General features: G+C 59.4%; 11 protein-coding genes and 1 riboswitch. Of the genes, 6 read left to right on the top strand and 5 right to left on the bottom strand.

What is annotated here, in order from left to right; translation table 11 throughout:
• The first annotated feature begins 99 nt into the window (after positions 1-99).
• Complete coding sequence (gene dgcA / locus ATY80_RS21180; protein ID WP_088694286.1) at positions 100-1,083, top strand: N-acetyl-D-Glu racemase DgcA; 984 nt, start codon at positions 100-102, stop codon at positions 1,081-1,083.
• Here the strand turns inward: dgcA and ATY80_RS21185 are convergent.
• Positions 1,035-2,255, bottom strand: a complete 1,221-nt coding sequence (locus ATY80_RS21185; RefSeq protein ID WP_088694287.1) for an MFS transporter — start codon at positions 2,253-2,255, stop codon at positions 1,035-1,037. The two genes, dgcA and ATY80_RS21185, sit on opposite strands and share 49 nt — an antisense overlap.
• A gap of 161 nt (positions 2,256-2,416) precedes the next feature.
• Positions 2,417-3,241, bottom strand: a complete 825-nt coding sequence (locus tag ATY80_RS21190; protein WP_088694288.1) for a UDP-2,3-diacylglucosamine diphosphatase — start codon at positions 3,239-3,241, stop codon at positions 2,417-2,419.
• 227 nt (positions 3,242-3,468) lie between these two features.
• Here ATY80_RS21190 and ATY80_RS21195 point away from each other — a divergent pair, with 227 nt between their 5' ends.
• On the top strand, positions 3,469-5,781 hold the full coding sequence (locus ATY80_RS21195; protein ID WP_088694289.1) for an NADP-dependent malic enzyme: 2,313 nt from the start codon (positions 3,469-3,471) through the stop codon (positions 5,779-5,781).
• A 122-nt stretch (positions 5,782-5,903) separates the two neighbouring features.
• The gene (locus ATY80_RS21200) at positions 5,904-6,986 is read left to right on the top strand and encodes a DUF2865 domain-containing protein (RefSeq protein ID WP_088694290.1); all 1,083 of its coding nucleotides are present in this window, start codon (positions 5,904-5,906) and stop codon (positions 6,984-6,986) included.
• Positions 6,987-6,992: 6 nt separating this feature from the next.
• Here ATY80_RS21200 and bluB read toward each other — a convergent pair whose 3' ends face one another.
• Both bluB and ATY80_RS21210 read right to left on the bottom strand, forming a co-directional pair.
• Entirely contained in the window at positions 6,993-7,682 is a 690-nt protein-coding gene (gene bluB / locus ATY80_RS21205; RefSeq protein ID WP_088694291.1) for a 5,6-dimethylbenzimidazole synthase, read from the bottom strand.
• Between the two features lie 39 nt (positions 7,683-7,721).
• A riboswitch (cobalamin riboswitch) is annotated at positions 7,722-7,904 on the bottom strand.
• A gap of 25 nt (positions 7,905-7,929) precedes the next feature.
• On the bottom strand, positions 7,930-8,763 hold the full coding sequence (locus tag ATY80_RS21210; RefSeq protein WP_088694292.1) for a TolB family protein: 834 nt from the start codon (positions 8,761-8,763) through the stop codon (positions 7,930-7,932).
• Positions 8,764-8,991: 228 nt separating this feature from the next.
• Here ATY80_RS21210 and ATY80_RS21215 point away from each other — a divergent pair, with 228 nt between their 5' ends.
• The 3 genes from ATY80_RS21215 (at position 8,992) to ATY80_RS21225 (ending at position 12,540) form a co-directional block, all read left to right on the top strand.
• Positions 8,992-10,905 carry an LTA synthase family protein gene (locus ATY80_RS21215; RefSeq protein WP_245306911.1) on the top strand — a complete coding sequence of 638 codons (1,914 nt, stop codon included), beginning with the start codon at positions 8,992-8,994 and terminating at the stop codon, positions 10,903-10,905.
• An 81-nt stretch (positions 10,906-10,986) separates the two neighbouring features.
• Complete coding sequence (locus tag ATY80_RS21220; RefSeq protein ID WP_088694294.1) at positions 10,987-11,511, top strand: DUF1003 domain-containing protein; 525 nt, start codon at positions 10,987-10,989, stop codon at positions 11,509-11,511.
• 132 nt (positions 11,512-11,643) lie between these two features.
• Positions 11,644-12,540: a hypothetical protein gene (locus tag ATY80_RS21225; protein ID WP_088694295.1), complete on the top strand. Its 897-nt coding sequence runs from the start codon at positions 11,644-11,646 to the stop codon at positions 12,538-12,540.
• Between the two features lie 122 nt (positions 12,541-12,662).
• On the opposite strand, the gene ATY80_RS21230 is transcribed toward ATY80_RS21225, so the two are convergent.
• Positions 12,663-14,036, bottom strand: coding sequence for a 3-deoxy-7-phosphoheptulonate synthase class II (locus tag ATY80_RS21230; RefSeq protein WP_088694468.1), 1,374 nt, complete (start codon positions 14,034-14,036; stop codon positions 12,663-12,665).
• Positions 14,037-14,180: the final 144 nt, after the last annotated feature.

The raw sequence follows: 14,180 nt of genomic DNA on the forward strand, positions 1-14,180 counted from the left end.
GGCTTACGGCGACATTGCCGACTCGCGAACTAGCGGTTCGCCGCTTCGGATCAATATACCCAAGCCACACCAAATTTCCATGCGCGCAGGATTGCAAATATGCCACGGTCGCTTGAAATTCAGACGGAATCCTTCCCCATCTCAGGCACATTTACGATCTCGCGCGGCGCCAAAACGTCAGCAGACGTGATCCTCTGCACAATCCGCGAGCACGGGATTGTCGGCCGGGGCGAGGGTGTTCCCTATCGCCGTTATGGCGAGACCATGGAAAGCGTCACCGCCCAGGTCGAAGCTGCAAGGCCGCTGATCGAGGCGGGCCTGACGCGCAAGGAACTACAGCGAGCGATGCCACCCGGTGCGGCGCGCAATGCGGTTGACTGCGCCCTCTGGGACCTCGAAGCCAAGAGCTCTGGCAATTCGGTCATCAAAAACCTGGGTCTCATGAAGCCGAAACCTTTGACGACGGCCTTCACGATCTCTCTCGGTGAGCCTGATGTCATGGCAGCGCAGGCGCGCGCGAACGCCGATCGGGCGCTTTTGAAGGTCAAGGTCGGTACGGGCGACGATGAAAGCCGCATCCGCGCGGTGCGCGAGGCAGCGCCTGATGTCGCGATCATTCTCGATGCCAATGAGGGTTGGCCTGAAGAGACGCTGGAGCATCATCTGCGCATCGCTGCCGAGATGGGTGTCGCCGTCGTTGAGCAGCCGCTGCCGGCGGGCAAGGATGAGCTTCTGGCTGAGATCCACCGTCCCGTGCTCGTTTGTGCGGATGAGAGTGTCCACCACACCGGCGACCTGGCAAGCCTTCGCGACCGCTACGATGCGATCAACATCAAGCTCGACAAGACAGGCGGTCTCACCGAGGCGCTCGCCATGAAAAAAGAGGCGCAACGCCTTGATTTCAAGATCATGGTTGGCTGCATGGTCGGCACATCGCTGGCAATGGCGCCGGCCGTGTTGTTGGCGCAGGATGCCGAATTCGTCGACCTGGACGGACCGCTGCTTCTGGCTCGCGACCGCGAACCAGGGCTGCGCTACGCCGCCTCTCTCGTCTGGCCGCCAGAAACGACGCTCTGGGGCTGAAGATAGTAAGCCACGATGAGCAGGCTCAGTCCGGTCAGGGCGACCAGCGCCATGACGTAGTAGCTTGCGAGCCCTAGCCACGCATAGATGTAGCCGGAGGCGATCGTCATCAGCCCCATGAACATGCCGTTGTAGAAGAAATAGGCGCCCTGTGCAGACGATTCCTGAGTCTCCTGCACGGAGGCGACGATCCTTCTCTGTACGCCGGTATGCACGAAGGCGTAGGTGCAGGAATGCATGCACTGGAGCAAAAAGAAGCCCCAGAAACCCCAGTGCATCGGGAACAGGATCCAGCGACAGACGCTGACCGCCGCACCAAACCGAATCAGCGTCCAGGCACTGAAACGACGGCTAAGCCGCCGGGACAGAAAGAACACCGTTACCTCGGCTGCAACGCCGGCACTCCAAAGGATCGCGATCTGCGTCCCTGAGAAGCCGAGATCCCGCCAGTAGAGGGACGCAAACGCCTGCAAGACAGCATGACTCGACTGTTGGATTGCGACGCCGATCAGCAATGCAAGCAGATGCGGTTGACGCAGCGAACTGCCGGTCGCCGCGGAAATATCGACGGGCGTTCCGCGCCTGCGTGTCGGGCCGATCCGTGGACAGTAGATCGCCATCACAACGGTTGTCACGAAACCAAAGGTCATGACCGGCAGCACCATCTCGCCGCCCCAGTGCCCGATCAACTGCCCGCCGATCAGGGTGGAGACGATAAACGCGACCGAACCCCACACCCGCATCGAGCCGTAATCCAGCCCCCAGCGCCTGACACCGGAAATCACGATCGACTCGACGACCGGGACATAACAGGCAAAGGTCGCTCCCTGGATCGTGTAGACGATCAGCACTGGCCAGAATGTATTCGTCCAGTAGAGCGCGATCGCCGTCAGCAGCGATAGACAGCCCGAAAACGGCAGCACATCGGCGCGCTCTTTCATCCGGTCGGCATACATCGCGACGATGGGAGCGACGAGCACGCGCACCACCATCGGCACGGCGAGAATGACACCGATCTCATGGTCGTTGAACTCGTGCAGCGCAAGCCACATCGGGAAAAACGGCAGGGCAACGCCGTTGACGAGCAAAGGCGCACAATAGGACAAGGCACTGAGCACACGGAAGCGCGGTGGTGCCCCCTCACTCGCCGGAGGATTTTGCGCGGGAATCATGGGGTAGACCTGTAGGAACTGAACGTTGCCTAACACGTCAACCTAAGGGCGACTATGGCAAGAAATTGCCCAACTGAAACGTTTTAGAAAATAAATAGGGCCTGTCGCAAAGACACAACGGGCTAAATAGATTCATTGAATTACGGGCTCGCAAGACCGCTTTAGGCGGCCTGCTGCGCGACGTCCTTTTCGCGATGACCGATCGCCATCGGAATCGACTGTAGATCGCTCATGGTGCGCCACTCGATCAATTCAAAGGTGCCGTCTTCATGCTCGGCGATCGCTGTGCAGCTTTCGACCCAGTCCCCGGTATTGATGTAGCGGATCCCATCCATGTCTTCCATCACCGCATGGTGAATGTGGCCACAAATCACGCCGTCCGCACCATGTTTCCGAGCTTCGTCAGCGACGACGCGCTGGAACTCGCCGATGAAGTTGACCGCATGCTTGACCTGAAGCTTGGCCCATGCGGAAAATGACCAGTAAGGCATTCCCATCCGGCGGCGGATCGCCGCGAGCCCAATATTGACCATGATCGCCATGTCGTATGCCCAGTCACCGAGATAGGCGAGCAGGCGGGCATTGCGCACCACGACGTCGAACTCGTCGCCGTGCAGCACGAGGTACTTCTTGCCGTCGGCAGCTTCATGCATGATGCGCTCGGCGACCTCGATGCCACCGAAATGGGTGCCTGGAAAGTCGCGAAGGAATTCGTCGTGATTGCCGGGGATATAAATGACCCGCGTGCCCTTGCGCGCCTTGCGCAGCAGCTTCTGAACGACGTCATTGCAATCCTGCGGCCAGTACCAGCTACGCTTCAGCCGCCAGCCGTCAACGATGTCGCCAACGAGGACAATGGTGTCCGCCTCGTGATGCTTGAGAAAATCCAACAGGAAGTCCACCTTCGCGGCCTTGGAGCCGAGATGTACATCGGAAATGAAAAGCGTACGGAAGTGCCGCGTATCCATGTTGTCCCTCACAAGCATCCTGCTCGTGTCCCATCGTTCACCTGCCTCTCAAAACCAGAGTCGTGTTTCAGGAAGATGACATGCTGGTGCCCTGCCTGATTTTCCCGGTTGCCACCGCGCCTCGATGCAACGGCGACAGATTTGCGCTGTTTTCGTATTTCGAACGGAAATTCCGACTGTTCCGCCATCCCGTTTGATGTATTGAAGGCATTTCAAAGACAGCATGCGGCAGCCCGGAGGCGATGATGGATCATCAGGAAAAGTCCAAGACGGAAAAGAATCTGGCAGGTGGAAGCCTGGACGAGCAGGCGCTCTACTTCCATCGCTATCCGCGTCCGGGCAAGCTCGAGATCCAGGCGATCAAGCCGCTCGGCAACCAGCGCGACCTGGCTCTTGCCTATTCCCCCGGCGTCGCAGCACCCTGTCTAGCGATCCGCGATCATCCCGAGACGGCCGCCGATTATACCTCGCGTGCAAATCTCGTAGCGGTCATTTCTAACGGTACGGCCGTTCTCGGCCTCGGCAATATCGGCCCGCTGGCATCAAAGCCGGTCATGGAGGGAAAAGCCGTCCTGTTCAAGAAGTTCGCTAACATCGACGTCTTCGATATCGAGGTCGATGCATCGAGCGTCGAGCAGATGGTCTCGACCGTCGCTTCGCTCGAGCCGACCTTCGGCGGCATCAATCTCGAGGACATCAAGGCGCCGGAATGTTTCGAAATCGAGCGTCGCCTGCGCGAGACCATGAAGATCCCGGTCTTCCATGATGACCAGCACGGCACCGCCATCATTGTCGCTGCCGCGATCCTCAATGGCCTGGAACTGGCGAGCAAGAAGATCGACGAGGTCAAGATCGTTGCCTCCGGCGCAGGTGCTGCCGCCCTCGCCTGCCTCAATCTCCTCGTCACGCTGGGCGCCAAACGCGAAAACATCTGGGTTCATGACATCGAAGGTCTGGTCTACGAAGGCCGCACCGAACTGATGGACGAGTGGAAGAGCGTCTACGCCCAGAAGAGCGACACGCGCACGCTTGCCGAAAACATCGGCGGCGCCGACGTCTTCCTTGGCCTTTCCGCAGCGGGCGTGCTGAAGCCGGAGCTGCTGGCGCAGATGGCCGAAAACCCGCTGATCATGGCGCTCGCCAACCCAACGCCCGAAATCATGCCCGATCTCGCCCGCGCTGCCCGTCCCGATGCGATGATCTGCACCGGTCGCTCCGACTTCCCGAACCAGGTGAACAACGTTCTCTGCTTCCCCTATATTTTCCGGGGCGCGTTGGATTGCGGCGCGGTCACTATCAACGAAGAAATGAAGATGGCTGCCGTCCGCGCCATCGCGGCACTGGCGCGCGAAGAACCATCCGACGTCGCCGCCCGCGCCTATTCGGGCGAAACGCCCGTCTTCGGCCCGAACTACCTGATCCCCTCGCCCTTTGACCCGCGCCTGATCCTGCGGATCGCCCCGGCCGTAGCGAAAGCCGCGGCCGAAAGCGGCGTCGCCCTGCGTCCGATTACCGATTTCGACGCTTATCTCGACCAGCTCAACCGTTTCGTCTTCCGCTCGGGCTTCATCATGAAGCCGATCTTTGCTGCGGCGAAGAATGCCGAGCGCAAGCGGGTGATCTTCTCCGAAGGTGAAGACGAACGCGTCTTGCGCGCCGCACAGGTGCTGCTCGAAGAAGGCATTGCCAAGCCAATCCTGATTGGCCGCCCATCAGTCATCGAAACACGTCTGAAGCGCTACGGTCTGCGCATCCGGCCGCTAGCCGATTTTGACGTCATCAACCCGGAAGACGATCCGCGCTTCCGCGAATATGTCGATCTCTATTTCTCGCTGGTTGGACGTCGGGGCGTCATTCCGGAAGCCGCGCGCACGATCGTTCGTACCAACACGACTGTTATCGGCGCGTTGGCGCTGAAGCGGGGCGAAGCCGATGCGCTTATCTGTGGCCTGGAAGGCCGTTACGAGAAGCATCTGCGCGACGTCCGCCAGATCATCGGCAAGAGGCAGGACGTGTGCGACTTCTCGGCACTCAGCCTGCTGATTTCACAACGCGGCGCCACCTTCTTCACGGACACCTACGTCACCTTCAATCCGAGCGCGGAAGAGATTGCCGAGTCCGCGGTTCTCGCTGCCGAGGAAATCAGACGCTTCGGCATTACGCCGCGCGCTGCTCTTGTGTCCCACTCGAACTTCGGTTCCCGTGAGTCCGAAAGCGCGACGAAGATGCGTGCCGCTCTGAAGCTCGTGCGCGAAGCCGCGCCGGATCTCGAAGTGGACGGCGAAATGCATGGCGAAAGCGCGATCTCCGATGCCCTGCGCAAGCGCGTCATGCCCGACACGACCCTGCACGACGAAGCAAACCTGCTGGTCTTCCCGAACCTCGACGCGGCCAACATCACTCTGGGCGTCGTAAAGTCGATGATTGACGGCTTGCATGTCGGGCCGATCCTGCTTGGCGCTGCGCTGCCGGCGCACATCCTCGCGCCCTCGGTGACCTCGCGCGGCGTCGTCAACATGGCAGCTCTCGCCGTCGTCGAGGCTTCACAGCCAGCGTGATTTGCGGCAGATCGAGAAAATGCGGTAAGTTTCCGACCGCAGCTTGTTAAGACAAACGGGCTAGCAATGAAGGCGCGGCGGGATGCCGCGCCCTATGACCTGCTCACCGATGGGACGATGCCTTGAACCGCTGGATTCTGTCACTCGCAACCGCCCTTTCACTCACCGGCCCGACCCAAGCCCAGATGCCGGCGATCTGCGGTGACCTTCGCGCCCGCCTTGCCGATCTGCCACAAATCATCGGCAGCACGCCCGAGGTGCGCAAATTCGCCAGTGCTATTGCCGAACAGAACCTTGAGCTTCGCAAACTCCGTAGCGATCTGCGCCAAAACGGCTGCACAAGTGGCAGCATGGTCGTGATCGGGGATGATGACGGCTACTGCGGCGAGCTCGAGCGCGCGGAAACCAAGATGGTCGACAACATCCGTTATCTGCAGCAGCGGCGCGACGAACTGCGCGGCCAGAGCGATGATGCGCGCACGAGAAATGAACTGCTTGCCGCGCTCGACGACAACGGCTGCAACGAGGAGCAGTGGCCTGAGGATCGCGCCGATGGATATGCTCCGCCGCCGAGCATCGAAGATCAGGCGATGCGAAACGACACCTTCATACCTCTAGGTGGCGATCCCAACCAGCGTCGATACGGTTTCGGCATGTCTACGCTCTCTCATCTGAACACCGTCTGCGTACGCACCTGCGACGGAGGCTTTTTTCCGCTAAGCTCGAACGCAACCTCGCAGGACTTCGCCCGCGATGCCGACACCTGCTCGAAGATGTGTCCCGGCATCGACACCGAGCTCTTCTATCATGACGTCTCCAGCACCGAGACCTCACAGATGATTTCGGCGTCGACGGGCGCCCCCTACAGCGCAATGCCGAATGCTTTCGCCTACAAGAACCGTAAGCCGGGCGAAAAATCGTCCTGCAGTTGCAATCTAAACGCTTACTACGAACAGATGAGGAATAGCCAATCGATCAGCGAACCGCCGCAACAAGGATCGATCACCACGATCGAAACCAAGAATCCCGAGCCGGAGAGCAAGGTCGCCGCCCCGGCTGCACCGCAGCCGCAAGTGCCGGACAGGCCATACGATCCGGCAAACAACAAGGTGCGCCAGATCGGCCCGCAGTTCCTAGCCGGTGACCAGGGCACGATCGACCTTAAGAATCCCGCCAAGCCTGGCCCTCAGCCGCAGCAACAATAGCCGCCCTCAGTCCAGCGAACTGTCCCAGCGATCCGTGAACACCAGTTCCTCCAGCGGCAGGCGCTGGCGCCATCCTTTGACCGCGAGTTCCGGCTGGTCATAGAGCTGATCGACATAGCCGATGCAGAGCCAGGCAACGATCTCGACCCGTTCCGGAACGCCGAGGATCTCTTTGATATCGGACTCGTGAAAGATGCTCACCCAGCCGACCCCCACGCCTTCGGCTCGGGCCGCGAGCCACAAATTCTGCACGGCGCAAACCGTGGAGTAAGAATCCATTCGCCGGTTATGCGTTCGGCCGAGAACGATATCACCGCAGCGATCCGGATCGCAGGTCACACAGATGCTGAGCGGTGCGGCTCGGATACCTTCGAGCTTCAGCGACCGGTACAGCCTCTGTCGTTCGCCCTCAAACATCTCGCCAGCCTCACGGTTGGCGCGATTGAAAGCTTGCCACGCCGCCTCCTTCACCTGCTGATCGCGAACCAGGATGAAATTCCAGGGCTGCATGAATCCCACGGACGGCGCATGGTGCGCGGCCGTCAGAAGCCTGCTGACAACGTCGTCCGGTATCGGATCCGGGAGGAACTCCGAACGGACGTCGCGGCGCGTTGAGATCGCCCGGTAAACGGCGTCACGTTCCTCGGTCGAAAAGGCTGTAGCTCCCGACAGGGAGCCTGAATGGTCTGGTCGCATCGTCTATCCCCAACAACACAACCGCCCGCCGTCCACGCGGGTCAGTCTATGATGTCGGGCCGGTCTTCTGACTTGGCGTCATCCAACTGCCGCGCCTTCCCGGCGCTGGGCCAGTGGCGTGTTGCGGCAGTCGTCAGCCTTACAGCGTTGGGCACGTTTCGGTCTCTCACCGAATTCCCGATTCTCCCGCCTAACACGGGCACCTGACGAAAGCTCTATGCCCGCAAAAATCGCTCGACGCAATCCTTCACCCAGAGACAGGGTGGTAACGCACATAGGCGAACTCATCGCCGGACGGCGACCAGTTGGGCACGTTGATTGTGCCCTGCCCGCCGAAGAGATCGAAGAGTGTCGTCAGATTGCCCCCGTCCATATCCATCAGCCGCAGACGAACATTGAGATCGCGCGGATGGTCGAAAACATCCGGGTCGTAGGAAAGGATGAGGACCTTGTCGTTGTTGGGCGACGGATGGGCAAACCAGTTCCCATAATTGTCGCTGGTGATCTGGTCGAGGCCAGTGCCGTCCGGGTGGATGCGCCAGATCTGCATGAGGCCGGTGCGGCTGGAATTGAAGTAGATCCATTGGCCGTCAGCGGAGTAGTCCGGCCCGTCGTTGCGTCCCTCGCCGTGTGTCAGCCGCCGTTCTTCGCCGCCATCCACGGAAATCGTGTAGATATCGAACAAGTCGTTGCGGATGCCGCAATAGGCCAGTTGTTTTCCGTCAGGCGACCAGCCGTGCCAATAGGACGGCTGATTTTGCGTCACCAGCCGTGGCATCCCGCCTTCGGCCCGAAGCACATAAATCGTCGACTTCCCGAACTCGGTCTTGTCGGAGATGACGATCTGCCGGCCATCGGGCGAAATGCCATGATCGTTGTTGCACGTTTTGGCAAAACCGGTGTCGACTTTCTCGACCCTGCCTGAACCATCAAGCGCCAGACGGTACAGAAGTCCGTCGCCGTTCAACAGAAGATAGCTGCCGTCGGGCGCAAAGTTGGGCGCCTCCACAAGCTGCGTCGTTTGCCAGACGACGCGTGCCTCGCCTATCCTGATGTTGTAGATCTCGACGGAACTGCGCAATCTGAATCCTCCTGACATCGTCTCCGTCAGACCTACGACGGCCCGCCACTCAGCACAAGCAAATGCGCCTGGCCAGGTTCGGCCCAGGAATGTCTTTGGAGCGATCGGCCCTTATCCCCCAATCACAAATGCGCGAAACCTAACGGTTCATCTAGCGTTCATGACGAGGATGTGACAGTTCAGTGAAGCTTTTATGACGTTGGAGTTTTCCGGTTGATCGCGTTGGTAATGAGGTCTGCAGCGGCAGCGCGCTTTGCGTCGCTTTCCACCGATTTCGGAGGAAGCATCCGATCGCCTGCTATACGCACGGCGCTCAGCGCCGTTCTTTGTGCCCTGCTTGCGCTTCTCACTACGGCCACCGTAGAGATAATTGCCCGCGATGGGCTGACTGACGTTCGCGAATTCCTGACATCGCCGGTGCGTCCCGGCATGACGACCGTTGTGATGTTGACTGTGCTGATGCTGTCGCTCGACGCCGCCTTGGGCCGACGGTTCATTTCAGCGCTGATCGTTCTTCCGATTGTGATCGTCCCCGCCATCGTATCCAACCAGAAGCAACACTACCTTTCGGATCCACTTTATCCGTCCGACGTCCTTTTCGGGCGCCAGATCATTGAACTGCTTCCTGTCATGGTGAGCGACCGTCCCTGGACTGCTGTTGCAATGGCTGTCGGCATCGCCTTTTCCGCTGGCGCAATTGTCATCTTGTGGCGTTTCGCCTGGCGCAACTTCCCACAGCTCTCACGGACCGCTCGCGTCCGCCGGCTGTGCGTCGGCCTACCTGTTATCGCGGCTTTCGGGTCGTTGATGGACTATTCCCAGTATTCCTTCATCCGCGACCGCCTTCAGGTGGTTCCAATGATGTGGGACCAAAAGGAAAACTACCGGAGCAACGGCTTCATCCTCGCCTTCATCTTCAATATTCCGATGGCCGAGGTGGCGGCGCCGGTCGGCTTCGGCACGCAGGCGCTTGATACTATCCCGAGCCGCAACTACGGCTATCTCAGCGGCCCGCGCGAAAAGCCCGACGTAATCATGCTGATGAGCGAGTCATTCTGGGATCCGACCCGGCTGAAAACGCTGAGCCTGTCGCCCGATCCCATGCCGACTATCCGCGCCGAGCAGTCTGGCCATGTCTTCTCACCGGAGTTCGGCGGCATGACCGCCAACGTCGAATTCGAGGCGCTGACGGGCTTTTCCAATGCCTTCCTGCCATACGGCAGCATCCCCTATCAGCAATACATCCGTCACGACGTTCCCTCGCTCGCCACGTTCTTCCGTGGCGAAGGCTATGCGGCGCGTTCGCTGCATCCGTTCAGCGGCTGGTTCTGGAACCGCAATGAAGTCTACAAGGACTTCGGTTTCGAGCAGTTCCGCTCGGAAGAGACCATGCCTCCAATGGAAAAGCGGGGCATCTTCGCTTCGGACGACTCGCTCATGAAGGAAATCATGAACGAGGCGGACGGCATCGATCGCCCGTTCTTCTTCTTTGCTGTCACCCTGCAGGGACATGGGCCGTATGAGCCGAACCGTTATGCACGCAATACTATCGATATACAGGGCAACCTGAACGATGCAGACCGCGCAACGCTTGCTACCTATACGCAGGGCATCAAGGAAGCGGACGACAGCCTTAAGTTGCTAATGGATTGGGCAGAGAAGCGCGACCGCGAAACGATCATCGTGCTCTGGGGCGATCACCTGCCGCCGCTCGGCAACGTCTACATGGCGACCGGCTACATGCCGGATCAAGTTGCCACCCGTAAGGCGTCGGTCAACACCATGAGACAGGAGCATGAGACGCCGCTCGTCATCTGGTCCAACAAGAAGGGCAGCAAGAAGGATGTCGGCACAATCAGCCCTTCACTGCTGCCCTATCATCTCTTGAAGTTCGCCGGCTTCGAGCATCCCTACTACACGGGCTTCCTCGGCCGTGTGCAGAAGAAGTACAGCGTCATCGATCGTTATCAGCTGATTGCGCGCGACAACACGCCCTCTCCCGATTGGGTCCTGAAGCCGAAGAACCTCGATCCCCTCGTACGGGACTATCGATACCTCCAGCACGACATCATGTTTGGCAAGGCTCAGACGCTCGATCGCTTCTTCCCGCAGCATGCTTGGCTGTATGCGCAAGGCACGTAAAAGACCGGAACAAGCCCACATTGCAATTTGAAAACATTACGGAATACTGGCGCCCGAGCGATCTAGCATTCGGAGTCGGCCATGCACAATCTATCGGACTTAATCCACCATCACTTCGACAAATCTGCTGACGAACTCGGCGAGGTCGAGAAGCGCGTTCTCGCAAAGGCCCATGAGCGCAAGATAATCTCGACCGATATCAATGCGGCCTTGCAGGCGGAAGCATCCGCTGGAGAGCGCCTGGCGGATTCGATTGCCCGCGTCGGCGGCTCATGGTCGTTCATTGTCACCTTCTTGATGTTCCTGGTGTTCTGGTGCGTCGTAAATACCGTTGTATTGCTCACACGCGCCTTCGATCCCTATCCCTTCATCTTCCTCAATCTCGTGCTCTCGATGCTTGCGGCGATCCAGGCTCCCATCATCATGATGTCGCAAAACCGGCAGGCGGAGCGCGATCGTTTCGAGGCGGCGAAAGACTATGAAGTCAATCTCAAGGCAGAACTGGAAGTTCTTTCCCTGCATCAGAAAATAGACATGCGCGTGCTCACCGAAATTGCGGCGTTGCGCGAAGACATCGAGCGACTGAACCAGCGCCTGCCTAGTTGATGGAACGATCACTGATCGCTTGAATTTAACTATACCGACCGATTAGCGAGCCGCTAACCAAGTCCCGCATTGAAACACCGTCACAAATGTAAGAGGAGCAATTGGAACCAATCCGATCCACCGTACGAGACGATGCTCACAGGCCGACCGCATACACGCGATGAAATTCTTCATCATCCCCTGTTTCTGTCGATCGAACGCCAGATAGCGCTCCATCTTATTGGCATTCACAGGCGTGCGCCTCGTCTTGCCCGCCTCGCAGCCTCGCACCAAAAGTGGCTGCTGACGCAAACGCTGTTTGCCATGCACACTGCACGAGATCGGGGTAATCCCCGGTCGGGGCTGACGGCCAGTCGCATGATGCAGGTCGCCACGGAGTTTGATCTCGCCAGCAAGAATACTGCCGCCTCGTTTCTTGCCGAACTCATCGCCTACAAATTTCTGCGGGATGCACCTGACGAAACGCCCGATCGGCGCCTTCGTCGCCTCGAAACGACCGAAACCAGCGAGGAGGCCATGGCCTCCTGGTTCCAAGGGCACATGGCCTGCCTCGATCAACTCGACGGCGGCAATCGTGCAAGCCTGACGGCAGCGGATCCCCGACTTTTTCGCCTTGCGCAACCTCGTGCCGCGCGTGCCCTCATCCAGGAGCCGGTCTGGAAGGAACCGCGGACCAGTATCGGCCACTTCCTCTGGTCCGATGTCGGCGGCCTTGTGCTGCACGATCTCATCAGCCGCCTGCCCGACGACGCGCGGCTGCACGATCGCATACTGCTGAAAGGCGTAACGATCAGCGAAATCGCGAACGAGTTCGGCATCTCCCTCACCAATGTGAAGCGGATGTTCAAGAAGGCCGAAATAGACAGCCTGCTTGGCTGGGAAAACCCGCGCAACCGCGGTGCACTATGGCTCTCCCGGAGATTCATCGAAGACTATTTCCATTGGCAGTCGGCAAAGTTCGCCGAATTGGACAGCGCCATCCACTGGGCAGCCGGCCAAATCCGTTTCTCCGACACGAGCGTTGAGTAAGCGAGGCAATCCCAGCCGACATGGGCACTACGAACGCTGCCAGTTTGTTGTTCTGCCCAACAAAAAAGCCCGGCATCAGCCGGACGGGCTTCAGCCGGGCTTCTTTCGTCCATCTTTTCTGATCAGCCGTTGACGGCCATCCGCTTTTCGTCGCGCCCACCCTTCATGCGCTCGGCCAGCAGGAAGGCAAGCTCCAACGCCTGATCGGCATTGAGACGCGGGTCACAATGCGTGTGATAGCGATCGTGCAGGTCCTCTGCCGTCACAGCGCGGGCGCCGCCGGTGCATTCCGTCACATCCTTGCCAGTCATCTCGATATGGATGCCGCCAGGATGCGAACCTTCGGCGCGATGGATCTGGAAGAAGCTTTCAACTTCCGACAGGATCCGTTCGAACGGACGGGTCTTGTAGTGGTTGAGCGTGATTGTGTTGCCGTGCATCGGATCGCAAGACCACACGACCTTACGGCCCTCGCGCTCGACCGCACGGATGAGACGCGGCAGATGCTCGGCGACCTTGTCGTGACCGAAGCGGCAGATCAGCGTCAACCGGCCCGCCTCATTCTCGGGATTGAGAATGTCGATCAGGTTCAGAAGGTCATCAGTCTGCAGTGACGGACCACACTTCAACCCGATCGGGTTCTTGATGCCGCGGCAGTATTCGACATGCGCGTGATCGGCCTGCCGCGTACGGTCGCCGATCCAGATCATGTGGCCTGAGGTCGCGTACCAGTCGCCAGACGTCGAATCGACGCGCGTCAACGCTTCTTCGTAGCCAAGCAGCAGCGCTTCATGGCTAGTGAAGAAATCCGTCTCGCGCAGGCTCGGATTGTTTTCCGAGGTGATGCCGATCGCCTTCATGAAGTCCATCGTCTCGCTGATGCGGCCGGCAAGCTTGCGGTAGCGCTCGCCCTGCGGGCTATCCTTGACGAAACCGAGCATCCACTGATGCACGTTCTCGAGGTTGGCATAGCCACCCATCGCGAAGGCGCGCAGCAGGTTCAGCGTTGCGGCCGACTGGCGGTATGCCATGGCCTGACGCTCCGGATTCGGGATACGGGCCTCTTCAGTGAACTCGATGCCGTTGATGATGTCACCGCGATAGCTCGGCAGCGACACGCCATCCTGGGTCTCGATGCCCGAAGAACGTGGCTTTGCGAACTGGCCGGCAATACGGCCGACCTTGACGACCGGCAGCTGCGCGCCGAACGTCAGGACGACGGCCATCTGCAGGAATGCGCGGAAGAAGTCGCGGATATTGTCGGCGCCATGTTCGGCAAAGCTCTCGGCGCAATCACCGCCCTGCAAGAGGAAGCCATTGCCTTCAGCAACGTTGGCGAGATGCTTCTTCAGCCGGCGTGCTTCACCTGCGAAGACGAGCGGCGGATAGGATGCGAGCTGGGCTTCCGTTGCTGCCAATGCCGCCTGGTCCGGATAGTCCGGAACCTGCTGGATCGGTTTTTGCCGCCAACTGCTCGGAGTCCAATTCTGTGCCATCTCGCTCACCTGTTTCAGCATCCGGTCCGTCCGGATGTTCCGTCTTAAAAATGTTGCGCGGCTTATAAACCTTTAGCGCCATCTTGCATAGCGGCGTTCCGCTCTTTGGCGCTCCGGATTAGTTTCACGAACAACACGTGAATA

The organism is Rhizobium sp. R711, from assembly GCF_002211365.1.
Classification (GTDB): domain Bacteria; phylum Pseudomonadota; class Alphaproteobacteria; order Rhizobiales; family Rhizobiaceae; genus Rhizobium.

Coding starts and splice junctions, on each gene's coding strand:
- dgcA (WP_088694286.1), top strand. CDS start 100: ATGCCACGGTCGCTTGAAATTCAGACGGAATCCTTCCCCATCTCAGGC.
- ATY80_RS21185 (WP_088694287.1), bottom strand. CDS start 2,255: ATGATTCCCGCGCAAAATCCTCCGGCGAGTGAGGGGGCACCACCGCGC.
- ATY80_RS21190 (WP_088694288.1), bottom strand. CDS start 3,241: ATGCTTGTGAGGGACAACATGGATACGCGGCACTTCCGTACGCTTTTC.
- ATY80_RS21195 (WP_088694289.1), top strand. CDS start 3,469: ATGGATCATCAGGAAAAGTCCAAGACGGAAAAGAATCTGGCAGGTGGA.
- bluB (WP_088694291.1), bottom strand. CDS start 7,682: ATGCGACCAGACCATTCAGGCTCCCTGTCGGGAGCTACAGCCTTTTCG.
- ATY80_RS21215 (WP_245306911.1), top strand. CDS start 8,992: ATGAGGTCTGCAGCGGCAGCGCGCTTTGCGTCGCTTTCCACCGATTTC.
- ATY80_RS21220 (WP_088694294.1), top strand. CDS start 10,987: ATGCACAATCTATCGGACTTAATCCACCATCACTTCGACAAATCTGCT.
- ATY80_RS21225 (WP_088694295.1), top strand. CDS start 11,644: ATGCTCACAGGCCGACCGCATACACGCGATGAAATTCTTCATCATCCC.
- ATY80_RS21230 (WP_088694468.1), bottom strand. CDS start 14,036: ATGGCACAGAATTGGACTCCGAGCAGTTGGCGGCAAAAACCGATCCAG.